Origin of the sequence: Streptomyces sp. (assembly GCF_031181555.1) — a bacterium.
GTDB classification, from domain to species: Bacteria; Actinomycetota; Actinomycetes; order Streptomycetales; family Streptomycetaceae; genus Streptomyces; species Streptomyces fimbriatus.
This window is the reverse complement of sequence record NZ_JAPSKQ010000070.1, coordinates 1-23368: the sequence shown is the minus strand read 5'-3', so window position 1 is coordinate 23368 and position 23368 is coordinate 1. Positions and strand designations below refer to the sequence as shown.

Below are 23368 nucleotides of genomic sequence, written 5' to 3'. Positions count from 1 at the left end.
CGGCTGGGATCAGTTCCTTCCCCGACCGGCCGAGAAAAAGTGTACAGGGTCCGAAGGGGTGCTCGCGCACGGCTTTGCGCGGCGCCCCCGGCGTCCCCCTCCGGCCCGCCTACTGCGCGGGCAGAACGTGCTTCGCGGCGATCTTCCGCGCGGTGTCCGAGTCGGGCCCCGGCTGCGGGACGAAGACGGCCTCCCGGTAGTAGCGCAGCTCCGCGATGGACTCGCGGATGTCGGCGAGGGCGCGGTGGTTGCCGTTCTTCTCGGGGCTGTTGAAGTACGCCTTCGGGTACCAGCGGCGGGCCAGCTCCTTGATGCTGGACACGTCCACGATGCGGTAGTGCAGGTAGTCCTCCAGCGTCGGCATGTCCCGCAGCAGGAAACCGCGGTCGGTGCCGACGGAGTTGCCGCACAGGGGCGCCTTGCCGGGCTCCTTGACGTGCTCCTGCACATAGGCGAGGACCCGCTGCTCGGCGTCCTCGAGCGTCGTGCCGTTCGGCAGCTCGGCGAGCAGCCCGGACGCGGTGTGCATCTGACGCACCACCTCCGGCATCGTCTCCAGGGCCCGCTCCGGCGGGCGGATGACGATGTCCACGCCCTCGCCGAGGACGTTCAGCTCGGAGTCGGTGACGAGGGCGGCCACCTCGATGAGCGCGTCGTCCGACAGCGAGAGGCCGGTCATCTCGCAGTCGATCCACACCATGCGATCGTTCATGCGTCTCACCTTACGGCGCGCCGCAGGTGGAGTGAGCCGGGTGGTGAAGCGCCCGGTGACGGGGACGTCCCGGTGCGGCGGGTGGCCGTCGCGGGAGCCCGCCGCCCCGGGCTCCGCCTCGGCCGAAGCGGCCTCGTTCCGCGCCGCCGGAGGGGCCGGGCGCGACCGGGCGGCCCCGCCGGCGGCCGGCCGGTGCGGTGCGGGCGGTCGCGCCGGGCCGGGCTGGTGGGCGCGAGCGGTTCTCGCGGGCGTTTCGCTCACGCACGGGCGAGCGGGGCCGAAGGCGTGTGCCTCCGGCCCCGCTCGGCGGCTGCCGCCTCCGCCGCCTATGTCACGTCGCGCCGCGCTGTCCCGGGACGCCCGCCCGCGAGGGGACGTAGGCCTCGCGGCCGGAGTCCGCCGGGGAGGCCGAGGCCGTCACGGACGGGCCCAGGGCGCTCGCCGCCGCGGTGCGGCGGGACTGGTGCGGGACGGGGTTGTCCGGGTGCAGGGCGGCCGCCGCCTGTCCCGGATGACCCGCCTGTCCCGGATGACCCGGCAGTCCTGGATGGCCCTGTAGGCCCTGTAGGCCCTGTGGGCCCTGCTGGCCGGACGGGACGTTTCCCGGGGTGCCCGGGGTGCCGTCGCCGTCCTGGTTCCGGTCGGACTGCGGGCGCCGCGCGCGGTACGCGGCCCGGTAGGCGGCCGGGGACGAGCCGAGCTGGCGCCGGAAGTGGCCGCGCAGGGCGACCGGCGAGCGGAAGCCGCAGCGGCCGGCGACCTCGTCCACCGAGTAGTCCGACGTCTCCAGCAGACGCTGCGCCTGCAGCACCCGCTGCGTGATCAGCCACTGCAGGGGAGCGCTCCCGGTCAGCGAGCGGAACCTGCGGTCGAACGTACGGCGGCTCATGTACGCGCGGGCCGCCAGCGTCTCCACGTCGAACTGCTCGTGGAGGTGCTCCAGCGCCCAGGCGACGACCTCGGCGAGCGGGTCGGCGCCGATCTCCTCCGGTAAAGACCGGTCGAGGTAGCGCTCCTGGCCGCCGCTGCGGCGCGGCGGGACGACCAGGCGCCGGGCGAGCGCCCCGGCCGCCTCGTTGCCGTGGTCCGTGCGCACGATGTGCAGGCACAGATCGATGCCGGCCGCCGTACCCGCCGAGGTCAGCACGTCACCGTCGTCCACGAAGAGTTCCCGTGGATCGACGTGCACCGACGGATAGCGCTTGGCCAGCGTCGGCGCGTACATCCAGTGGGTGGTCGCGGGCCGGCCGTCCAGCAGGCCCGCCGCCGCGAGGACGAAGGCGCCGGTGCACAGCCCGACGATGCGGGCGCCCTCCTCGTGGGCCCGGCGCAGCGCGTCGAGCGCCTCCTGAGGCGGTGGTGAGGTGATCGAGCGCCAGGCCGGCACCACGACGGTGCCCGCCCGCGCTATCGCCTCCAGGCCATGTGGCGCGGTGAGTTCCAGGCCCCCCGTGGTCCGCAGGGGGCCTTCTTCGCCGCCGCACACCAGCAGGCGGTAGCGCGGCACGCCGGCGTCCTGGCGGTCAACCCCGAACACCGACAGCGGTATGGAACTCTCGAAGATGGGGCCGCCGCTGAACAGCAGCACCGCGACGATCTCCTTGCGACGTCGCCCGGCGAGTTTCCGGGCCGCGGTTTCCGGCGCGGCAGTGGAGTCGTGGCTCATCCTGCTAAGCCCCCCTCGGTGGTCGCGGCTCCTCGGTTGTGTCGCTCCTGCACGTTTCCCCTCGGTCCTGCACGAGTCCCCCGCCGTAAAGACAGTCAAGATCGAATCTACTGCGTCCCGCCGTGCCCCGGTGGCCAGTTCGGCATCCGGGACATTGTCGACTTGGCAACTTGGCGTGAAGCATTCGATCACGAAGCGTTGCACTCGCGAGCCGTGCAGGGAAGTGCGCCTCGTCGCAGTGGCCAATCCCCGTAGGGTGCGCAGGACCCCTGCGGCCCTTTCCGTGCAGGTCGAACGGGGGGTGGGGGGTGGGTACGGCAGGGAATGCACGAGAAGCAGAAGTTGGCTGAAAAGATACGGGCGCGTGCATGGAAACCGGTCAACCGGCCGGTGTTTCGGCGCCGCCGCGCGGTCCTCTCGGGGGAGGGGCCGGTTCCGGGCGCGGTGTGCCTCCCGGGGCGCGGCCCACGGGTCCGGCGGGCGGCCGGATCGCCGGCCACCGCGCGTTCGGGGGCGGACGGCCCGCGGCACCCCACTCTCGCGGCCGAGTGAACCCCGCGCAAACCGCCTGTACAACACAGCAACCATTGCGTTACGGGCGTCCCCTCGTGCATGCTCCGGGGAACCCGCCAGCCAGCGTGCGCGGGATCTGGGCTCAGGAGGAGTGCCGCCGTACCCTTGGGGGTATGGGGTTGGGAAGATGATTCCCGGACACAGCTCCGCCGCACACTGTCGTCCCCCATAAAAGGATCACCACCCCGAGACAGCCATGGCCGGTCACGAATTCTTCGAACCCGCGGACCGCAAGCGGCCGGTCGCCGACCCCACGGCGGCCGATCCCGCGGCGGCGGAGGAGTCACGCCACGCGTGCGACCCCGCGTTCCGGCACGGGGTGGTCGTCGGCTTCGACGGCTCGACCTCCAGTGAACGGGCCCTCGCCTACGCGATCGGCATGGCGCGACGGCTCGGCTCGGGCCTGATCATCGTCCATGTCGCCAACCGGCTCCCCACCACGGTGTGGGCGGGCTGCGAGCCCCCGGTCTTCGTGGACGTCCCGGACCACCGCACCGAGGTCCTCGGCCTCGAACTCGCCTGCGCGGACTACCTCGCCGAAGTGCCCTGGATCCTGGTCGAGCGCGGGGGCGACATCTGCCACGAACTCGAGGAAGTGGGCCGGGAGTACGAGGCCGACGCGATCGTGGTCGGCTCCACCCACGGCGTCGTGGGCCGGATCTTCGGCTCCGTGGCCGGCCGGCTCGCCAAGCGGGCGCAGCGGCCCGTCGTCGTCATCCCGTAACCCGTCGCCCTCGCGGAACCCGCCGGCTCGCCGGCTCCCGGAGACGGGTGGCACCTCCGGGAGTCCGTTTCGCCGGTGCCGGCCCGGACCGCCGCTGCCGGCCCGGGCCGCCGGCGCCGGTTACTCCACCGTCACCGACTTGGCGAGGTTGCGCGGCTTGTCGATGTCCCGGCCCAGGGCCAGCGCCGTGTGGTAGGCGAGGAGCTGGAGCGGGATGCCCATGAGGATCGGGTCCAGCTCGTCCTCGTTCTTCGGCACGACGATCGTGTGGTCGGCCTTCTCCTGCTCCTGGTGGGCGACCGCGAGGATCTGGCCCTGGCGGGCCTTGATCTCCTCCATCGCGGCGCGGTTCTTCTCCAGCAGGTCGTCGTCCGGCACGATCGCGACGGTCGGCAGCGCGGGCTCGATCAGGGCCAGCGGGCCGTGCTTGAGCTCGGAGGCCGGGTAGGCCTCGGCGTGGATGTAGGAGACCTCCTTGAGCTTCAGGGAGGCCTCGCGGGCCACCGGGTAGCCCCGGACGCGGCCGATGAAGAGCATCGAGCGGGCCTCGGCGTACTCCAGGGCCAGCTTCTTGATCTCCTCCTCCTGCTCCATGATCTCGGCGATCTGGCCGGGGAGCCTGCGCAGCCCTTCGATGATCCGCTTGCCGTCGCGCACGGACAGGTCGCGGGTGCGGCCCAGGTGCAGGGCGAGCAGCGCGAAGGCGACGGTGGTGTTCGTGAAGCACTTCGTCGACACGACGCAGACCTCGGGACCGGCGTGCACGTAGATGCCGCCGTCGGCCTCGCGGGCGATCGCCGAGCCGACGACGTTCACCACGCCCAGCACCCGCGCGCCCTTGCGCTTCAGCTCCTGCACGGCCGCCAGCACGTCGTACGTCTCACCGGACTGGGAGACCGCGATGTACAGGGTGTCGGGGTCGACGACCGCGTTGCGGTAGCGGAACTCGGAGGCCGGCTCGGCGTCGGCGGGGATGCGGGCCAGCTCCTCGATCATCTGCGCGCCGATCATGCCGGCGTGGTACGAGGTGCCGCAGCCGAGGATCTTCACGCGGCGGATCCGGCGCGCCTCGCGGGCGTCCAGGTTCAGGCCGCCCAGGTGCACGGTGGAGAAGCGGTCGTCGATCCGGCCGCGCAGCACGCGGTCCACGGCCTCGGCCTGCTCGTGGATCTCCTTGTGCATGTAGGTGTCGTGGCCGCCCATGTCGTAGGAGGCCGCCTCCCACTCCACGGTGGTCGGCTCGGCGGTGGTGCGGGTGCCCTCGGTGGTGTAGGTGCGGAAGTCGTCGGCCTTGAGGGTGGCCATCTCGCCGTCGTCGAGGGTGACGATCTGCCGGGTGTGGGCGACCAGGGCGGCTATGTCGGAGGCGACGAACATCTCCTTCTCGCCGATGCCGAGCACGACCGGCGAGCCGTTGCGGGCCACCACGATGCGGTCCGGGAAGTCGGCGTGCAGGACGGCGATGCCGTACGTGCCCTCGATCAGCCGGACGGTCTCGCGGACCTTGTCCTCCAGCTTCTCGGCCTGCGAGCGGGCGATGAGGTGGACGAGGACCTCGGTGTCCGTCTCGGAGAGGAACTCGACGCCGTCCGCCTCCAGCTTGCGGCGCAGGTCGGAGGCGTTGTCGATGATGCCGTTGTGGACGACGGCGACCTTGCCCTCGGCGTCCAGGTGCGGGTGGGCGTTCACGTCGGACGGGGCGCCGTGGGTGGCCCAGCGGGTGTGGGCGATGCCGGTGGTGCCCTTGAAGCGCGCGGGGACCTTCGCCTCCAGGTCGCGCACCCGGCCCTTGGCCTTGACCATCTTCAGGCCGGACGCCTTCGGGGAGGTGACGACGATGCCCGCCGAGTCGTAGCCGCGGTACTCCAGGCGCTGCAGGCCCTCGAGCAGCAGGGGAGCGACCTCGCGCCTGCCGATGTATCCGACGATTCCGCACATATGGGTGTGTTCCTAGCCGTAGGGGATGAGTCGTAGGGGATCAGCCGTAGACGATACGGCGCAGCTGCCGGAGCGAGAGCTCGGGCGGGGCCACCGCGCGGTACCTGAGGTCCGCCTCGATCCGTTCGAAGATCGTCGCGTTCACCAGGCCCTGGGCCTGGAGCTCGCGGTGACGGCGACGGACGTACTCCTCGGTCGTCTCGTCGAAGTAGGCGAGCACGTCCTGGATCACACGCAGCGCCTCGCCCCGGCTGAGGGGTGTGGACCGCGTCAGGTGATCAACAAGTTCGTCGTGCACCCGACGATCCTGGGGTACCGGCGACGGTTTCGCAAGAAACGTGCCCGATTTCGGGCAGGCGAGGGCCCCCCGGGGTGGTCGCGGCATCTCCCGGGGGCGGGGCGAGCCACTACATGCGCTTGAGGACCGCCTGCTTGGCCAGGGTGAACTCCTCGTCCGTCAGCACCCCGGAGCGGTGCAGCTCGCCCAGCTCCCGCAGCCGGCGCAGCAGGGCGTCGTGATCGTCCTCGGCGGCGGGGGCGGGAGCCGCGGCGGGCACGCCGGCGGCCACGGGCTCCGCCGGCCGCCCGCCCGCGGGGGCGCCCCCGGCGGCGTCCCGGGCGGCCGGGTGGGGCAGGCGCGCCTGGACGGCGGCGGCGACGAGCGCCATCAGCGGGTCCTTCTTGAAGCCCCACAGCTCCACCGCGTTGGGGTCGTACTTGGCCGGAGCCTTGGTGGGGGCGTTCCGCACGGTGAAGCGGAGGTGGCCGTTCTCCAGTCCGACCGCCGGCTGCCACTCCACGGCGGCGATGTCGGCCAGCGCGAGCGTGCGGGCACCGGCGGCGGCCTTGGCGTCCTCCGTCTTCCAGTTCCACTCCAGGCGGACGCGCTCGCCGTCGAAGCTCGCCGTGCCGTCCCCGGCGGACACGGACAGCGGCACGGACGGGCCGGGCAGCAGGTACTCGGCGACCGGGTCGGAGGGAACCTGGTCCAGCAGCAGGGCGTTGCGGACCTCCTCCGTGAAGTACTCGGCGACTCCGTAACGGTCGGACTCGACGATCAGCTGGTACGGGTCGTGCGGCTCGGTGAGCCGGCCGCCGGCCGCGAGCAGCAGCGGGTCGGCGCCGTCGCGCAGCCGCAGCCTCAGCCGTCCCGCCTTCTTGCCCTGTTCGAACGAGATCCCCGCCAACGCGCCCAGGGGCACCACCAGTTCACCCAGGGTCCTGCGCAGCAGACCGACGTTCTTGTCCCGTCCGGGAGTCAGCCGCAGCGCTTCTCCGTCGAAGGTCCAGGTGCCGTCCTTCTGGATGATTTCCGCCATGGGGGGATTCTTTCACCGGTTCTGCGGGAGAGTGGTCTATACCCATCCGGGCTTTCCTTGCGGAGCCGCGGAGTTGACGGTGAACAGATGAAGGGAGCACGTGTGAGACGGCACCACGGAACGACTCCCCGCACCACCCGGCTGCTCGGGTCCCTGCTGCTGGTCATGGCGGCCGGGGCCGTCACCCTGGGAGCGAGCCCCGGGCCGGCGGGCCCCGACCGGGGCACGGCCGCCCCGGTCCCGCTCGACCGGGTGATCCCGGCCCCCGCCTCGGTGGAACCGGGCGGATCCCCGTACCGCATCACCGAGGACACCAGGATCCGGGTCGACGGCTCCCGCGAGACCCGCCGCGTCGGCGCGTACCTCGCCGGCGTCCTGCGCCCCTCCACCGGCTACCGCCTGCCGGTCACCGAGCACGGCCGGGGCGGCATCCGGCTCCGCCTCGCCAAGGGCCCCTTCGGTGCGGAGGGTTACCGCCTGGACAGCGGCCGCTCGGGCGTCACCCTCACCGCCGCGGAGCCCGCCGGCCTCTTCCACGGCGTCCAGACCCTGCGTCAGCTGCTCCCCGCGGCCGTCGAGAAGGATTCCGTACAGCCCGGACCCTGGCTGGTCGCGGGCGGCACCATCGAGGACACCCCGCGTTACGCCTGGCGCGGCGCCATGCTGGACGTCTCCCGGCACTTCTTCGCCGTCGACGAGGTCAAGCGCTACATCGACCAGCTCGCCCTGTACAAGATCAACAAGCTGCATCTGCACCTCAGCGACGACCAGGGCTGGCGCATCGCCGTCGACTCCTGGCCGCGCCTGGCCACCTACGGCGGCTCCACCGAGGTCGGCGGCGGCCCCGGCGGGTACTACACCAAGGCCGACTACAAGGAGATCGTCCGCCACGCCGCCTCCCGCCACCTGGAGGTCGTCCCCGAGATCGACATGCCGGGCCACACCAACGCGGCCCTCGCCTCCTACGCCGAGCTGAACTGCGACGGCGTGGCGCCCCCGCTCTACACCGGCATCGCGGTCGGCTTCAGCTCGCTGTGCGTCGGCAAGGAGATCACGTACGACTTCGTGGACGACGTGGTGCGCGAGCTGGCCGCGCTCACCCCGGGCCGCTACCTGCACATCGGCGGCGACGAGGCGCACTCCACCCCGCACGAGGACTACGTGAAGTTCATGGACCGGGTGCAGCCGATCGTCGCGAAGTACGGCAAGACCGTCATCGGCTGGCACCAGCTCACCGGCGCCGACCCGGCCAAGGGGGCCCTCGCCCAGTACTGGGGCCTGGACGGCACCAGCGGGCAGGAGAAGGAGCAGGTCGCCGAGGCCGCCCGGAACGGCACCGGGCTGATCCTCTCCCCGGCCGACCGGAGCTACCTCGACATGAAGTACGACGCGAACACCCCGCTCGGCCTGTCCTGGGCCGGCCACGTCGAGGTGAGGCGCTCCTACGACTGGGACCCGGGCTCCTACCTGCCGGGTGTGCCCGCCTCCGCGGTGCGCGGCGTCGAGGCGCCGCTGTGGACGGAGACCCTGGAGAACTCCGCCCACCTCGAGTACATGGCCTTCCCGCGGCTGCCGGGAGTGGCCGAGCTGGGCTGGTCCCCCGCGGCCACGCACGACTGGGAGGACTACCGGGTGCGGCTCGCGGCACAGGGGCCGCGCTGGGACGCGCTGGGCATCGGCTACCACAAGTCCCCGCAGGTGCCCTGGCCGAACGAGTGACGGACCGGGGCACGGAACGCTGACGGGCACCCCGGAGGACCGTACTCCGGGGTGCCCGTCCGTTCACGGGTCAGAGCCCCGCGAGGGGGTTCTTCAGGGTGCCGACCAGCTGGAGCGCGCCGGACGGGTCCGCGAGGTCCACCATCTGCCTGTTGTCGCGCAGCTGGAGCCGGTTGAGGCAGGACAGCGCGAACTCGGGGGCGAACATGTCGTACTGGGCGAACTTGTCGGCCAGTTCGGGCACCGACGCCTGGTACTCGCGGGTGACCTCCGCGACCGTGCGCCAGAAGCCCTCCTCGTCCAGGACGCCCTCGGTGGCGAGGTTCGCGGCCAGGAACCGGAAGAAGCAGTCGAAGACGTCCGTGAAGACCGACAGCAGCTTCTGGTCGTCGGGGACCTCCACGCGGATGCGGGAGACCTCCGGCGGCAGCACCGCGTCCGGGTCCATCACCGCGATCTCCTCGGCGATGTCCTTGTAGATCGCCCGCCGCACCACGCCGTCCTCCAGGACCAGGATGACGTTCTCGCCGTGCGGCATGTACACCAGGTCGTAGGCGTAGAAGCTGTGCAGCAGCGGGGTGTAGTAGGCGCGCAGGTAGTGCCGCAGCCACTCGGCCGGCGCGAGCCCCGACCGCTCGACCAGCGCGCCCGCGAAGGACTTCCCCTCGTGGTCGACGTGGAGGAGCGACGCCATGGTGGCCAGGGTCTCGCCGCCCCGGAGCGAGGGCACCGGGCTCTCCCGCCACAGCGCCGCCAGCATCTTCCGGTACGGCGAGTAGCGGTCCGTGGCCCGCTCGTACTCCAGGTGCCGGTAGCCGACCGCCGCCCGCTCCCGGATGATCGTGAGGCCCGTCGACCGCAGCACCGGATCGCCCTCGATCAGCTGGGCCAGCCAGTCGTTGATCGCCGGGGTCGCCTCCATGTAGGCGGCGGACAGCCCCCGCATGAAGCCCATGTTGAGGACGGACAGGGCCGTCTTCACGTAGTGCTTCTCGGGGTGCGAGGTGTTGAAGAAGGTCCGGATGGACTGCTGGGCCAGGTACGCGTCGTCGCCCTCGCCCAGGCAGACCAGGTGCCTGCGGGCCACCTCGGCGGCGAAGGTGACGGACAGCTTGTTCCACCACTGCCAGGGGTGCACGGGGATCAGCAGGTAGTCGGCGGGGTCGAGCCCCTGGTCGCGCAGGACGCCGTGGAACCGCTCGACGGTCTCCGCACCCAGCTCGCCCCGCAGGAACGACTCGTACTCGATGCCGACGCCGGCCGTGAACGCCGCCCGCGAGCGGTGCGCGGCCAGCCACACCAGCTTCACGGGGCTCGCCGTCTCCGGCGCGTACGCCAGGTACTCGTGGACGCCGAAGCCGAGCCGCCCGTTGTTGGCGACGAAGCAGGGGTGGCCCTCGGTCATGCCGGTCTCGACGGCCTGGAAGTCGCTCCGCGCCAGTTCGGCGGAGGTGACCGGCGGCTTGGTGAGCTTGTAGCAGGTGCCGGAGAGGGTGGAGGAGATCTCCTCCAGGTACACCGGCAGGATCTCGTCGCTCAGCCCCAGGGACTTCTGGAACTCGATGAAGAAGTCCAGTGCGGCGAGCGGGAGCTCGGCGCCGTCCCGGTGGCGGCTGATGGAGTCGGCGTCCACCTGCCAGTGGTCGAGGGCGCGCCGCACGGCGCTGAAGCGGTAACCGACCGTGCCGTCGTCGCCGCGGACGACGTACGTGCCGTCGCCGTCGGGCTTCGGTGTGATCAGCCGCTCGTGTGCGAACTCGGCGAGCGCCTTGCGGATCAGCAGGCGGTTGGCCCTCTCCCAGCGCTCGGGGGTCAGGTGGGAGACGGAGTCGGCGAGGTTCATGCGCCCACCCCCGTGGCCGCGACGAACTGTTCACGGGTGCAGAAGCTCAGCAAGGCCCTCTTCTCCGGCTTGTCGATCTCGCGTACGGGGACGAAGCCCACGGCCTCGTTCAGGGCGTGCACCGCCTTGTTGGACACGTCCGGTTCGACGACGACGCGCCGGGTCGCCGGGTCGTCGAAGAGGTGCGCCAGCACGGCGGTGATGACGGACCGGGTGAAGCCGTGCAGCGGGGTGTCGGTGGGCGCGACCAGGAAGTGCATGCCGACGTCGCCGGGCTCCGGCTCGTACAGGCCGACCAGCTCGCGGTGGGCGGGGTCGTACCACTCCATGAGGAAGGCGGGCTCGCCGTCGTGCAGACCGAGGCACGCGTGGTGGTGCTCGTCGGCCGCGATCTTCATGTACTCGCGCTCGACGTCCTCCGGTTTCGCGTCCTGCATCATCCAGAACGCCGCCTTCGGGTCGGTGACCCAGCGGTGCAGCAGCCCGGCGTCGTTCAGCGGGTCGAGCGGGCGGACGGTGAAGGTGCCGAGCCCGTTCTTGAAGCCGGTGTCGCGGATGCTCATACGGCGAACTCCTGGAACGCGATGGTCTTCTCGACCGGGTAGTACTCGGCGCCGAGCAGCTCACGGATGATGTAGCTGTTGCGGTAGGCGCCCATGCCCAGGTCGGGGCTGGTGATGCTGTGGGTGTGGACGCCGGCGTTCTGGAGGAACACGCCCTTGCCCGTGACGTCGATGGCGTAGTTGCGGGCGACGTCGAAGCCGCCGTGGGAGTCGTAGACCAGGCGGTCGCGGACCGGCTTGAGGAACTCCGGCTCGACGTATTTGTAGCCGGTGGCCAGGATCAGGCCGTCGGAGCTGATCTCGAAGTCCTTCTCCTGCTCCTCCTGCCGGAAGCCGAGCGTGTACGTGCCGTCGGCGTAGCGGGCGCTGGTGAGGGCGGAGTTGGTGAGCAGGCGGGTGGGGACCGGGCCACCGAGGTTCTTCTGGTAGAGCAGGTCGAAGATCTCGTTGATCAGGTCGCCGTCGATGCCCTTGAACAGGCCCTTCTGCTCGGCAGTGAGCCGGTAGCGGGTCGCCTCCGGCAGCGCGCGGTAGTAGTCGATGTACTCCGGCGAGGTCATTTCCAGGGTCAGCTTGGTGTACTCCAGCGGGAAGAAGCGCGGGGAGCGGGTGACCCAGTTCAGCTGGTAGCCGTGGACGTCGATCTCGCCGAGCAGGTCGTAGTAGATCTCGGCGGCGGACTGGCCGCTGCCGACCAGCGTGATCGACTTCTTCTTCTGCAGCTCCGCGCGGTGCTGCACGTAGCGGGAGTTGTGGATGAAGTCACCGGCCAGTCCGCGGCAGGGCTCGGGGACGTACGGCGGGGTGCCGGTGCCGAGCACCAGGTGGCGGGCGCGGTAGGTGTCGCCGGTGGTGGTCCGGACGACGTACAGCTCGTCCTCGTACGTCACCTCGGTGACCGTGGTGCCGAAGCGGATGCTGCTCAGTTTGCCCGCGGCCCAGCGGCAGTAGTCGTCGTACTCCACGCGCAGCGGGTAGAAGTTCTCGCGGATGTAGAACGAGTACAGCCGGCCCTTCTCCTTCAGGTAGTTGAGGAAGGAGTACGGGGACGTCGGGTCGGCGAGGGTGACCAGGTCCGACATGAACGGCGTCTGCAGGTGGGCGCCGTCGAGGAACATCCCGGCGTGCCACTCGAAGTCCGGCTTGGACTCCAGGAAGACGCCGTCGAGTTCGGCGATGGGCTCGGTCAGGCAGGCCAGTCCGAGGTTGAAGGGACCGAGCCCGATCCCCACGAAGTCATACGTGCGGGCGGATTCAGGAAGCGCGGTCAAGGGACTCTCCCAGGTACTGCTCGGCGTGGCCGGCGATCAGATCGAGGACGGTGGCGATGTCGGCCGTCGTGGTCTCGGGATTGAGCAGGGTGAACTTCAGGTAGTGGCGCCCGGCGACCTTGGTGCCCGCGACCACCGCGTCACCGGAGGCGAACAGGGCCTTGCGGGCGTGGAGGTTGGCCCGGTCGATCTCGGCGGGGTCGGTGACGGCCGCCGGGACGTAGCGGAAGACGAGCGTGGACAGCGACGGCTCGACGACCACGTCGAAGCGCGGGTCGGCGGCGAGCAGTTTCCAGCCCTCGACGGCCAGGTCGCACACCTCGTCGAAGAGCCGGCCGATGCCGTCGGCGCCCATCACGCGCAGTGTCATCCACAGCTTGAGCGCGTCGAACCGGCGGGTGGTCTGCAGGGACTTGTCGACCTGGTTGGGGATGCGCTCGGTCACCATGCGGCGCGGGTTGAGGTACTCCGCGTGGTAGGTGGCGTGCCGCAGCGTGGCCGCGTCGCGGACCAGCACGGCCGACGAACTGACCGGCTGGAAGAAGGACTTGTGGTAGTCGACGGTGACGGAGTCGGCGCGCTCGATGCCGTCGATGCGGTCCCGGTACTTCAGCGAGGCGAGCAGGCCGCAGCCGTAGGCGGCGTCCACGTGCATCCAGGCGCCGTACTGCTCGCACAGTCGGGCGATCTCGGGCAGCGGGTCGATGGAGCCGAAGTCGGTGGTGCCGGCGGTGGCGACGACCGCCATGGGGACCAGGCCCGCCCCGGCACAGCGCTCCAGCTCGTGGGCGAGGGCGACCGTCTGGAGCCGCTTGTCCTGGTCGACGGGGATCGGCACCACGGCGTCCGGTCCGAGGCCCAGCAGTTTCGCGGACTTCTGCACGCTGAAGTGGCTGACCTCGGAGGCGAAGACGCGCAGTTTCCCGAGCGCGTCGGTCTTGGCCTCCTCACGCGCCAGCAGCAATGCCTGGAGGTTGGACTGGGTGCCGCCGGAGGTGAACACGCCGTCGGCGGCCGGGCCGAGGCCGATGCGCCGGGTGGTCCAGTCGATGAGCTTGCGCTCGATGAGGGTGCCGCCGGCCGACTGGTCCCAGGTGTCCAGGGAGGAGTTGACGGCGGAGAGGACGGCCTCGCCGAGCAGTGCCGGGATGACGACCGGGCAGTTGAGGTGGGCGAGGTAGCGGGGGTGGTGGAAGTAGATCGCGTCCCGGAGGTAGACGTCCTCCAGTTCGTCCAGCACCGCGGTGGTGTCGTGGAGCGGCTGGTCGAGGTCGATCTGCTCGATGCGGGGGGAGAGGGCGTCGACCGTGACGCCGGTGAACGGCCGGTCGGTGGTGGCGAGTTTGGTGGCCACCCGCTCGACTCCTTCGGTCACGGAGCGGCGGTAGTGCTCCGCGGTGGTGCCGTTGAGCAGGTGCGAACGCATGTAGGGGTCCTCCGGTGGGGACGGTCCGGTGCGGGGAACGGGCCGAGCCGCAGAGCGGCCTGTTGCGTCACTTAGGTTAGCCTAACCTCAATAACGCGAGGCGCCGTTGGTCCCGATCGTGACCGTGATCACTCCGCGCCAGGGGCGCGGCGGCTCGACCCGCGCCGGGATCAGCCCTGTTCGCGCAGTTGCTCCTCGGTCATCCCGCGGCGCCAGTAGCCCACGAACGTCACGCGGCGGCGGTCGATCCCGCGCTCGTTCACGAGGACGCGCCGCAGCTGCTTCACGCAGCCGGACTCGCCCGCGATCCACGCGTACGGCCGCCCGGCGGACGGGAGCCGGTCGGTACGGAGGCTGTCGAGGGCCAGAGGGGAGTCCTGGGCGGCGTCGTCCTCGTTCCGCTCCCGCACGAACCAGGTGACCTCGGCGTCGGCCGCGGTGGCCAGGTCCTGGACGTCCCCGGAGTGCGGCACCTCCAGCCAGACCCGGGCGCGGGTGCCGGCCGGGAGGGATCCGAGGATGGCGGCGGTGGCGGGCAGCGCGGTCTCGTCGGCCCAGAGCAGGACCAGGTCGGTGTCCTCGGGCGGCCGGAAGCGGATCGCCCGGTTGTCCGCGACCGCCGGGCCGAGCAGCAGCACCCGGTCACCGGCGCTCGCGCGCGCCGCCCAGCGGGAGGCGGGGCCGGCCTGGAGCGGGGTGTCCGGTCCGATGCCGTGCAGCACGAAGTCGACGTCGACCTCGGTGGTGTGCCCCCGGGCGTCCGTCCGCAGCTCCCGGAGCGTGTACGACCGCATCACCGCCCGCACGTTCTCCGGCAGTTCGCGCCAGCCCCGCCACCAGTCGTCGCCCAGTTCGAGCGGCACGACCGGCTCGCTCTGCCCCGGATGCGGCAGGAACAGCGACAGGGACTGGTCCCGCCCGTCGGAACGGAAGTCCCGCAGCTCGGGGCCGGCGAAGGTGACCCGGACGAGGGACGGGCCGAGCCGCCTCGTCCGTACGACCTGGAGGGCGAAGAAACGGAACGGGGCGGCTACGGCGGTGGTCACCTATGGCTCCCAGGGGAGAGGTGGGCGGAAGGGGTCAGCCGACCTTCTTGGCCTTCTCGATGGCCTCGGCGAGGTTGTCGAGCAGCGGGGTGCACTTGTCGTAGGACAGGATCGGCTCGGGGGAGCGGGCGATGACCTGGCCGGCCTTGACCGCGGGGAGCTTCTTCCAGGTGCCCTCGGTGATGTCGGCGGGCTGGATGGTCGAGGCGCGGTCGTCCATGATGATGACGTCGGCCGGGTACTTGTCGACGTTCTCCCAGCTCAGGGTCTCGAACCAGCCGCCGGTCGCCTTCTTGGCCTCCTCCGGGGGCTCCACGAGGTTCACGCCGAGGGCCTTGAAGTACTCCAGGTCGATGGAGTAGTTCGAACCGGAGACGTAGAAGACGTCCGGCGCGGCGGAGCCGGCCAGCACCCTGATCTCCGGCCGGGCCTTGGCGGCCTTGCGCAGCCGCTCGGCGGCGGCCTCGAACCTCTTCTTCGCCTCGACGACCTTCGCGGCCTTCATGTCGGCGCCCAGCGACTCGGCCAGCTCGGCCATGCGCTGCAGCGGCTCGGGCATCTGGCGGTCGTAGACGGAGATGGCCACGCTCGGGGCGAGCTTGGCGATCTTGTCCTTGGAGGCCTCGGGGACGTACCAGAGGGTGCCGGCGTCGTCGAACGTCGTGGAGATGAGCACCTCGGGCTGGAAGGCCGCGTACTGCTCGACGTTGAAGCTGTCGAACTTGTTGCCGAAGATCGTCAGCTTGCTGACGTCCATGTCACCGGCCTGGACGTCGGCCTTGCCGTCCGTCGTCCTGGTCGGGCCGAAGACGCCCTTGACCTCGATGCCGTAGTCGAACAGGGCCGCGGCGACACCGGTGAACGCGACGATGTTCGTGGGGACCTTGTCGAGCTTCACGGTGGTGCCGCGGTCGTCCTTGAAGGACCAGGGGCCGGACTTGGTCTCCTTCGCCGACTCCGAGCCGCCGTTCTTCGTGTCGTCGTCCCCGCAGGCGGCGAGTACGGCGCCGAGTCCGAGGGCACCACCGGCGGCGAGCAGTCCGCGACGGGAGAAGCGGGCGGTTCTGGCGTTCGACATGGCTGGGTCTGCTTTCGTGCGTACGGAGCCGGCGGGTGCACGCGCGCGGCCCCTTGGCTGGAAACAGGCTTAGGTTAGCCTAACCTCATGATCTGTCCAGGGGGTGCCCGGTATGCATCCCCTCACGTACCGCCGACATGCGTGCCCTGTACCGTGATCCGTCTCACGCAAAGGGGGTTGACGTGGACTCGGTCCGACGCTGGGGCCCTTCCGTGGCCGTCCACCTGATCCTCGGGGTGGTGGCGATCGTGCCGCTGTGGCTGTCGATGATGTTCGCGACGAACTACCCGCTGGCGGAGCTGGGCCTCACCTCGCGCGAACCCACGGACAACGACGGCATGCTGCCCTGGGCGATGATCCTGGTCCCCGTGTGGGCGGTGTTCCTGGCCCTGTGGCTCCCCGTCGGCGCCCTGGCCCGCCCGAAGGCGGGCGTACCGGGCCGGCGCTACTGGGCCGTCAGCTCGGGACTGTTGCTGACGCCCATGGTGGTCCTGATGACGCTGTTCGTCCTGGTCGACGGGTGAGCGCGACGGGGCACGGCCCGCGCCCGGTGGACGCGGGCCGTGCCCCGGTGGACGGGGGCCGGCCCCGGAACTCAGCCCGCGAGCCCCAACTCACGGGCGATCAGCATGCGCTGGACCTCGCTCGTGCCCTCGCCGATCTCCAGGATCTTGGAGTCGCGCCACATACGGGCCACCGGGTACTCGTTCATGAAGCCGTACCCGCCGTGGACCTGCGTGGCGTCGCGGGCGTTGTCCACCGCGACCGTGGAGGAGTACAGCTTCGCCAGGGCCGCCTCCTTCTTGAAGGTCTCGCCGGCCACCAGGCGGCTGGCCGCGTCCCGCCAGGCGAGGCGGGCCGTGTGGGCCTTCATCTCCATGTCGGCGATCTTGAACTGGATCGCCTGGTGGGCGCCGATCGGCCGGCCGAACGCGTGCCGCTCCTTGGCGTACTTCACCGACTCGTCCACACACCCCTGGGCCAGGCCCGTCGCCAGGGCCGCGATGGCGATGCGGCCCTCGTCCAGGATGCGCAGGAACTGCGCGTAGCCCCGGCCCTCCTCGCCCAGCAGGTTCGCCGCCGGGACGCGGACGTCCTGGAACGACAGCTCCCGCGTGTCCGAGGCGTTCCAGCCGACCTTCGAGTACGGGGCCGCCACCGTGAAGCCCGGCGTGCCCGACGGGACGATGATCGCCGAGATCAGCGGCCTGCCGTCGGGCTTGCGGCCCGTCACCGCCGTGACCGTGACCAGGCCCGTGATGTCCGTGCCCGAGTTGGTGATGAAGCACTTCGTGCCGTTGATGACCCATTCGTTCGTCGACTCGTCCAGACGGGCCGTCGTACGGGTCGCGCCCGCGTCGCTGCCGCCGTCCGGCTCCGTCAGGCCGAACGCGCCCAGGATCTCGCCCGAGCACAGGCGGGGCAGCCAGGCGCGCTTCTGCTTCTCGGTGCCGAACAGGTGGATCGGCATCGCGCCCAGGGAGACACCGGCCTCGAGGGTGATGGCCACCGACGAGTCCACCCGGGCCAGTTCCTCCAGGGCCACGCCCAGCGCGAAGTAGTCGCCGCCCATGCCGCCGTACTCCTCCGGGAACGGCAGGCCGAACAGGCCCATGCGGCCCATCTCCCGGACGATCTCGTACGGGAACTCGTGCCGCTCGTAGAAGTCACCGATCTTCGGTGCCACGACGTCGTGCGCGAACTCCTCGACCGTCCGGCGGAGTTCTTCCAGTTCGGGAGAGAGCTTGTGGTCCATGGCGTTCACTGCTCCTGGTGGGAGAGGGCTCGTACGGTGCGGGACGGGCTGGGTCGGCCCAGGTGGGCGGCCATCCAGACGCTTGTGGCGACGAGACGGCCGAGGTCGACTCCGGTGTCGATGCCGAGGCCCCGCAGCATCCACACGAGGTCTTCGGTGGCGAGGTTGCCGGTGGCGGACTTCGCGTACGGGCAGCCGCCCAGTCCGCCGGCGGAGGCGTCGACCGTGGTGACGCCCTGCTGGAGCGCGGCCAGCGTGTTGGCCAGGGCCTGCCCGTAGGTGTCGTGGAAGTGGACGCCCAGGGCGCTCACGGGCACACCCGCGTCGGTGAGCGCGGTGAGCAGGGCGGTCACATGTCCCGGCGTCGCCACGCCGATGGTGTCGCCCAGGCTCAGCTCGTCGCAGCCCATGCCGAGCAGGGCCTTGCACACCCCGACCACCTGGGGGATCGGGACCGCGCCCTCCCACGGGTCGCCGAAGCACATCGAGAGGTAGCCGCGGACGTGGACGTCCTCGGCCTTCGCCCGGGCCACCACCGGCTCGAACATCGCGAGCGCCCCGTCCACCGTGCGGTTGAGGTTGGCCTTGGCGAAGGACTCCGTGGCGCTGGCGAAGACCGCGACCCGCCGGGCGCCGAGCGCCAGCGCGCGGTCCAGGCCCCGTTCGTTGGGCACCAGGACCGGCAGCGACACCGGCAGGTCGGCGACGGCCGGGTACAGGTCCTCCGCGTCCGCCAGCTGGGGCACCCACTTCGGGTGGACGAAGCTCGTCGCCTCGATCGTGGTCAGGCCCGTGCCGGCCAGACGGCGGATGAACTCCGCCTTGACGGCCGTCGGGACGGTCGCCTTCTCGTTCTGCAGGCCGTCGCGCGCGCCGACCTCGTGGATCCGCACCCGGGCCGGCAGGCCGCCGTCCGGTACGACCATGGGAAGGTCCGGTTCCGAGGCGTTCATACCGTCTCCTCCGAGGGTGCGATGACCGCCAGCACCTGGTCCATGGTGACCGTGGTGCCCGGGGCCACGTCCAGCTCGGTGACCGTGCCGGCGTGCGGGGCGGAGATGACGTGCTCCATCTTCATCGCCTCCACCACCAGCAGGCTCTGGCCCGCGCTCACCTCGTCGCCGACGGCGACCTTCACCACCGTCACCGTGCCCGGCATCGGCGCGGTCAGCGAGTCGGCGCCCGCCTGGCCGGCGCGGGTGAGGGACGCGGCGACCGGGTCGTGGTCGAGCACGTGCCAGGCGTCGCCGTCGCGGCCGAGCCAGGTGCCGTCCGGCAGGGCGGCGAAGGTGTGGGCGGCACCGTCGAGCAGGAACGTGAACCGGTGCTCGTCCTCCGGTCGCGGGGGCACGCCCCCGGACACCCGCAGGGGCGTGTCGGCCCCCGGCAGCAGCAGTTCCGTCTCTCCGTCCGGTGTGCTGCGCACGCGCACCGTCACCGGGTCGTGGCCCGGCACCCGCAGGTGATGCACCGTCCACGCCCGCTCACCGCCCATGCGCCAGCCGTCCGCGGCGGCGAACGGGTCGGCCCAGCCGGAGTCGCCGGCGGACGAGAGGGACGCCTGGCGCAGCAGTGCCGCCGCCGCGTACGTCTGCGCCGGCACCTCGTCCGGTACGAGCCCGTCCACCTCACGCTCGACCAGCCCGGTGTCCAGCTCGCCCGCCACCACCGCCGGGTGGGCGAGCAGCCGGCGCAGGAACCCGGCGTTCGTCTGCACGCCCAGCGTGACCGTCTCCGCGAGCGCCGCGCGGAGTCTGCGCAGCGCGGTCGGGCGGTCCGGGCCGTAGGCGATGACCTTGGACAGCATCGGGTCGTAGAGGCTGCCGACCTCCGTGCCCTCGCTGAGTCCGGAGTCCGTGCGGATTCCGTCGCCCTGCGGTTCGCGCAGCTTCAGCACCGTGCCGCCCGAGGGGAGGAAGCCGCGGGCCGGGTCCTCGGCGCAGACACGGGCCTCGACCGCGTGGCCGGTGAGCCGGACGTCGTCCTGCCCGAAGCCCAGCGGCTCGCCCGCCGCCACCCGCAGCTGCCACTCCACCAGGTCCAGCCCCGTGATGAGCTCGGTGACCGGGTGCTCCACCTGGAGGCGGGTGTTCATCTCCATGAAGTAGTACGACGACGGGTCGCCGCCGGGGACGATGAACTCCACCGTGCCCGCGCCCCGGTAGCCGCAGGAGCGGGCCGCCTGGACCGCCGCCTCGCCCATCGCGGCCCGGGTCTCCTCGTCGAGGAGCACGCTGGGCGCCTCCTCGATGATCTTCTGGTGGCGGCGCTGCAGGGAGCACTCGCGTTCGCCCAGGTGCACGACGCCCCCGTGGCCGTCGGCCAGCACCTGGATCTCGATGTGCCGGGGGCGGTCGATCCACCGCTCGACGAGCAGCGTGTCGTCGCCGAAGGAGGCGCGGGCCTCGCGGCGGGCGGCGGCGATCTCGTCGGTCAGCTTCGCCGCGTCCCGCACCAGGCGCATGCCCTTGCCGCCGCCGCCCGCGGAGGGCTTGAGCAGCACCGGCATGCCGATCCCGCGGGCGGCGTCGGCCAGTTCCGCGTCCGTGAGGCCGCTGCCGCTCGACCCCGGGACCACGGGGACCCCGGCCGCCTGCACCGTCTCCTTCGCGCGGATCTTGTCGCCCATCAGGGAGATCGCGTCCGCCGGGGGCCCGATGAAGACCAGCCCCGCCTCGGCGCACGCCCGCGCGAACCCGGCGTTCTCGGCGAGGAAGCCGTACCCGGGGTGGACCGCCTGGGCGCCGGTGCGGGCGGCGGCCTGAAGCAGCCGCTCCACCGACAGGTAGCTCTCGGCGGCCGGCGCCGGTCCGATCCGTACCGCCGTGTCGGCCTCCCGGACGTGCCGGGCGTCGGCGTCCGCGTCGGAGAAGACGGCCACCGAGCGCACGCCCATCGACCGCAGGGTGCGGATGACGCGCACGGCGATCTCGCCCCGGTTGGCCACCAGCACTGTCTCGAACATCTGAGCTGCCATCGTCGTCGGTCCCCTCACATCCGGAAGACGCCGAACTGGGGGTCACCCAGTGGCGCGTTGGCGCACGCGGTCAGGGCCAGGCCCAGGACCTGCCGGGTCTCCAGCGGGTCGATCACGCCGTCGTCCCAGAGGCGGGCCGTCGCGTAGTAAGCGTTCCCCTGGCGCTCGTACTGGGCACGGATCGGGGCCTTGAAGGCGTCCTCCTCCTCGGCCGGCCACTCCTCGCCGCGCGCCTCCAACTGGTCCCGCTTGACGGTCGCGAGGACCGAGGCGGCCTGCTCGCCGCCCATGACCGAGATCTTGGCGCCCGGCCACATCCACAGGAAGCGGGGGGAGTAGGCCCTGCCGCACATCGAGTAGTTGCCCGCGCCGTAGGAACCGCCGACCACGACCGTCAGCTTCGGCACGCGCGTGCAGGCGACCGCCGTGACCATCTTGGCGCCGTGCTTGGCGATGCCGCCCGCCTCGTAGTCCCGGCCCACCATGAAGCCGGAGATGTTCTGCAGGAACACCAGCGGGATCCCGCGCTGGTCGCACAGCTCGATGAAGTGGGCGCCCTTCTGGGCGGACTCGGAGAACAGGATGCCGTTGTTGGCGACGATCCCCACCGGGTGGCCGTGGATCCGGGCGAAGCCGGTGACCAGGGTCTGCCCGAACTCCGCCTTGAACTCGGCGAAGCGGGAGCCGTCGGTGATCCGGGCGATGATCTCGCGCACGTCGTAGGGGGTGCGGGAGTCCACCGGCACCGCGCCGTACAGCCCGGCCGGGTCGACCTTCGGCTCGACGGCCGGCTCGACCTCCCAGGGCAGGGAGCCGCGCGCGGGGAGCGTGGAGACGATGGTGCGCACGATCCGCAGGGCGTGCGCGTCGTCCTCCGCGAGATGGTCGGTGACGCCCGAGACGCGCGAGTGGACCTCGCCGCCGCCCAGCTCCTCCGCCGTGACCACCTCACCGGTGGCCGCCTTCACCAGGGGCGGGCCGCCGAGGAAGATCGTGCCCTGGTTGCGGACGATCACCGCCTCGTCGCTCATCGCCGGGACGTACGCCCCGCCGGCCGTGCACGAGCCGAGCACCGCCGCGATCTGCGGGATGCCGGCGCCGGACATCCGGGCCTGGTTGTAGAAGATCCGCCCGAAGTGGTCCCGGTCCGGGAACACCTCGTCCTGCATCGGCAGGAAGGCACCGCCCGAGTCCACCAGGTAGACGCAGGGGAGGCGGTTGTCGAGGGCCACCTCCTGCGCGCGCAGGTGCTTCTTCACCGTCATCGGGTAGTAGGTGCCGCCCTTGACGGTGGCGTCGTTGGCGACGACCACGCACTCCCGGCCGCTGATCCTGCCGATCCCGGCGATCACGCCGGCCGCCGGGGCCTGCCCGTCGTACATCCCGTCGGCCGCCAGCGGGGCCAGCTCCAGGAAGGGCGAGCCGGGGTCGAGGAGGGTGTCGACGCGGTCGCGCGGGAGCAGCTTCCCGCGCGCGGTGTGACGTGCCCGCGCCTTCTCGCCCCCGCCGAGGCGGGCCGCGGCCAGCTTGCCGCGCAGCTCCTCGACGAGCGCGCGGTGCGCCTCCTCGTTGGCCCGAAAGGCCTCCGACGCGGGGTCGGCCGCGCTGTGAAGCTCCGGTGCCTGTTGCATCCTGCGGATCCCCTCACCTTGTTAATGAGCGTTAACGCATTTCCTCCAGGTTAACGACCGCTAACCTCGCTGTCTAGAATCGTCCTCATGGCCACCAGAACCGACGCCCCCACCCGCCGCGAGCAGATCCTCAAGGAGGCCGCCCGGCTGTTCGCCGAACGCGGCTTCCACGGCGTCGGGGTCGACGAGATAGGCGCCGCGGTCGGCATCAGCGGCCCCGGGCTCTACCGGCACTTCGCGGGCAAGGACGCGATGCTCGCGGAGCTGCTGGTCGGGATCAGCGACTCGCTGCTGACCGGCGCGAAACAGCGCCTGAAGGAGGCCGGGGGGGTGGCCCCCGAGGCGGTCCTCGACTCGCTGATCGAGGGGCACATCGACTTCGCGCTCGACGACCGCCCCCTCATCACCCTGCACGACCGGGAGCTGGACCGCCTCCGGGACGCCGACCGCAAGATGGTCCGCCAGCTGCAGCGGCAGTACGTCGAACTGTGGGTGGAGGTGGTCCGCGAGGTGTACCCGCGGCTGGCCGAACCGGCCGCCCGCTCGGCGGTGCACTCGGTGTTCGGCCTGCTCAACTCCACCCCGCACCTGGCCCGCCCGGGGGTGCTCCCCGGACGCGGGGCGACGGCCGAACTGCTGCACCGGATGGCGCGGGGCGCGTTCGCGGCGGCGGGAGCGCGCTGACTCCGGCGGGGTGACGAGCGTTACGGTGCTCCCTCTCTGGACGCCCGTCCGTACTCGCCGGTACCTTTGATTCTGAGCAAGCGCTTAGACATGCTGAGGTACCTGGAGGTGGCGGCGGTGCGCCGTACGGTGTTCAACGAGGATCACGAGGCGTTCCGGGAGACCCTCCGCGCCTTCATCGAGGCCGAGGTCGTCCCCGTCTACGACGAGTGGTTCGCGGCGGGCCAGGCGCCCCGCGACTTCTACTACAAGCTGGGTGAGCTGGGCATCTTCGGGATCAGCGTGCCCGAGGAGTTCGGCGGAGCGGGCCTGGAGACCCACAAGTTCGAGGCCGTCCTCTACGAGGAGACCGCCCGCGCGGGCGTCCAGTTCGGCGGCTCCGGCGTGCACGTGCTGCTCGCCCTGCCGTACATCAAGATGCTCGCCACCGACGAGCAGAAGA

The 23368-nt window shown here is 71.3% G+C and carries 20 protein-coding genes; 5 read left to right on the top strand and 15 right to left on the bottom strand.

Annotated features, from left to right (window positions below; all coding sequences use genetic code 11):
• Nucleotides 1–109: 109 nt before the first annotated feature.
• Both orn and RIM90_RS16405 read right to left on the bottom strand, forming a co-directional pair.
• Nucleotides 110–712 (bottom strand): oligoribonuclease, encoded by a 603-nt coding sequence (orn, locus tag RIM90_RS16410; RefSeq protein WP_309061448.1) that lies wholly within the window; start codon nucleotides 710–712, stop codon nucleotides 110–112.
• Nucleotides 713–1043: 331 nt separating this feature from the next.
• Complete coding sequence (locus RIM90_RS16405; protein ID WP_309061447.1) at nucleotides 1044–2378, bottom strand: helix-turn-helix domain-containing protein; 1335 nt, start codon at nucleotides 2376–2378, stop codon at nucleotides 1044–1046.
• Between the two features lie 769 nt (nucleotides 2379–3147).
• Here RIM90_RS16405 and RIM90_RS16400 point away from each other — a divergent pair.
• Nucleotides 3148–3675: a universal stress protein gene (locus RIM90_RS16400; RefSeq protein ID WP_309061446.1), complete on the top strand. Its 528-nt coding sequence runs from the start codon at nucleotides 3148–3150 to the stop codon at nucleotides 3673–3675.
• Nucleotides 3676–3795: 120 nt separating this feature from the next.
• Here the strand turns inward: RIM90_RS16400 and glmS are convergent, their stop codons facing one another.
• The 3 genes from glmS to RIM90_RS16385 form a co-directional block, all read right to left on the bottom strand.
• Nucleotides 3796–5613, bottom strand: a complete 1818-nt coding sequence (glmS, locus tag RIM90_RS16395) for a glutamine--fructose-6-phosphate transaminase (isomerizing) (protein ID WP_309061445.1) — start codon at nucleotides 5611–5613, stop codon at nucleotides 3796–3798.
• Between the two features lie 40 nt (nucleotides 5614–5653).
• Nucleotides 5654–5911, bottom strand: a complete 258-nt coding sequence (locus tag RIM90_RS16390) for a hypothetical protein (RefSeq protein ID WP_030869322.1) — start codon at nucleotides 5909–5911, stop codon at nucleotides 5654–5656.
• Nucleotides 5912–6020: 109 nt separating this feature from the next.
• Nucleotides 6021–6932 (bottom strand): DUF4429 domain-containing protein, encoded by a 912-nt coding sequence (locus RIM90_RS16385; protein WP_309061444.1) that lies wholly within the window; start codon nucleotides 6930–6932, stop codon nucleotides 6021–6023.
• Between the two features lie 87 nt (nucleotides 6933–7019).
• Here RIM90_RS16385 and RIM90_RS16380 point away from each other — a divergent pair, with 87 nt between their 5' ends.
• Entirely contained in the window at nucleotides 7020–8651 is a 1632-nt protein-coding gene (locus RIM90_RS16380) for a beta-N-acetylhexosaminidase (protein ID WP_309061443.1), read from the top strand.
• Nucleotides 8652–8721: 70 nt separating this feature from the next.
• Here RIM90_RS16380 and RIM90_RS16375 read toward each other — a convergent pair whose 3' ends face one another.
• The 6 genes from RIM90_RS16375 to RIM90_RS16350 all read right to left on the bottom strand — a co-directional run bounded on the left by RIM90_RS16375 (nucleotide 8722) and on the right by RIM90_RS16350 (nucleotide 15878).
• Nucleotides 8722–10494 carry an IucA/IucC family siderophore biosynthesis protein gene (locus RIM90_RS16375; protein WP_309061442.1) on the bottom strand — a complete coding sequence of 591 codons (1773 nt, stop codon included), beginning with the start codon at nucleotides 10492–10494 and terminating at the stop codon, nucleotides 8722–8724.
• On the bottom strand, nucleotides 10491–11057 hold the full coding sequence (locus tag RIM90_RS16370; protein ID WP_309061441.1) for a GNAT family N-acetyltransferase: 567 nt from the start codon (nucleotides 11055–11057) through the stop codon (nucleotides 10491–10493). Before RIM90_RS16370 ends, RIM90_RS16375 begins: the two co-directional genes overlap by 4 nt.
• Complete coding sequence (locus RIM90_RS16365) at nucleotides 11054–12328, bottom strand: lysine N(6)-hydroxylase/L-ornithine N(5)-oxygenase family protein (RefSeq protein WP_309061440.1); 1275 nt, start codon at nucleotides 12326–12328, stop codon at nucleotides 11054–11056. Before RIM90_RS16365 ends, RIM90_RS16370 begins: the two co-directional genes overlap by 4 nt.
• Entirely contained in the window at nucleotides 12312–13754 is a 1443-nt protein-coding gene (desA, locus tag RIM90_RS16360) for a lysine decarboxylase DesA (protein ID WP_309061439.1), read from the bottom strand. Before desA ends, RIM90_RS16365 begins: the two co-directional genes overlap by 17 nt.
• Nucleotides 13755–13924: 170 nt before the next feature.
• The gene (locus RIM90_RS16355; protein ID WP_309061438.1) at nucleotides 13925–14800 is read right to left on the bottom strand and encodes a siderophore-interacting protein; all 876 of its coding nucleotides are present in this window, start codon (nucleotides 14798–14800) and stop codon (nucleotides 13925–13927) included.
• A 34-nt stretch (nucleotides 14801–14834) separates the two neighbouring features.
• Nucleotides 14835–15878, bottom strand: a complete 1044-nt coding sequence (locus RIM90_RS16350) for an ABC transporter substrate-binding protein (protein ID WP_309061437.1) — start codon at nucleotides 15876–15878, stop codon at nucleotides 14835–14837.
• A gap of 182 nt (nucleotides 15879–16060) precedes the next feature.
• Between RIM90_RS16350 and RIM90_RS16345 the strand changes: the two genes are divergently transcribed.
• The gene (locus RIM90_RS16345; protein ID WP_309061436.1) at nucleotides 16061–16402 is read left to right on the top strand and encodes a hypothetical protein; all 342 of its coding nucleotides are present in this window, start codon (nucleotides 16061–16063) and stop codon (nucleotides 16400–16402) included.
• Between the two features lie 71 nt (nucleotides 16403–16473).
• Here RIM90_RS16345 and RIM90_RS16340 read toward each other — a convergent pair whose 3' ends face one another.
• From RIM90_RS16340 to RIM90_RS16325, 4 genes are read right to left on the bottom strand one after another with little or no spacing between them, the layout of a single operon-like run.
• A complete protein-coding gene (locus RIM90_RS16340) occupies nucleotides 16474–17634 on the bottom strand; it encodes an acyl-CoA dehydrogenase family protein (RefSeq protein WP_309061435.1) in 1161 nt (386 codons plus the stop codon).
• Nucleotides 17635–17639: 5 nt separating this feature from the next.
• A complete protein-coding gene (locus RIM90_RS16335; protein ID WP_309061434.1) occupies nucleotides 17640–18587 on the bottom strand; it encodes a hydroxymethylglutaryl-CoA lyase in 948 nt (315 codons plus the stop codon).
• A complete protein-coding gene (locus RIM90_RS16330; protein WP_309061455.1) occupies nucleotides 18584–20599 on the bottom strand; it encodes an acetyl/propionyl/methylcrotonyl-CoA carboxylase subunit alpha in 2016 nt (671 codons plus the stop codon). Before RIM90_RS16330 ends, RIM90_RS16335 begins: the two co-directional genes overlap by 4 nt.
• A 26-nt stretch (nucleotides 20600–20625) precedes the next feature.
• Complete coding sequence (locus tag RIM90_RS16325) at nucleotides 20626–22242, bottom strand: carboxyl transferase domain-containing protein (protein WP_309061433.1); 1617 nt, start codon at nucleotides 22240–22242, stop codon at nucleotides 20626–20628.
• 87 nt (nucleotides 22243–22329) lie between these two features.
• Here RIM90_RS16325 and RIM90_RS16320 point away from each other — a divergent pair, with 87 nt between their 5' ends.
• Nucleotides 22330–22926, top strand: a complete 597-nt coding sequence (locus RIM90_RS16320) for a TetR/AcrR family transcriptional regulator (RefSeq protein WP_309061432.1) — start codon at nucleotides 22330–22332, stop codon at nucleotides 22924–22926.
• A gap of 117 nt (nucleotides 22927–23043) precedes the next feature.
• A partial coding sequence (locus tag RIM90_RS16315) for an acyl-CoA dehydrogenase family protein (protein WP_309061454.1) occupies nucleotides 23044–23368 on the top strand: 325 nt, incomplete at its 3' end.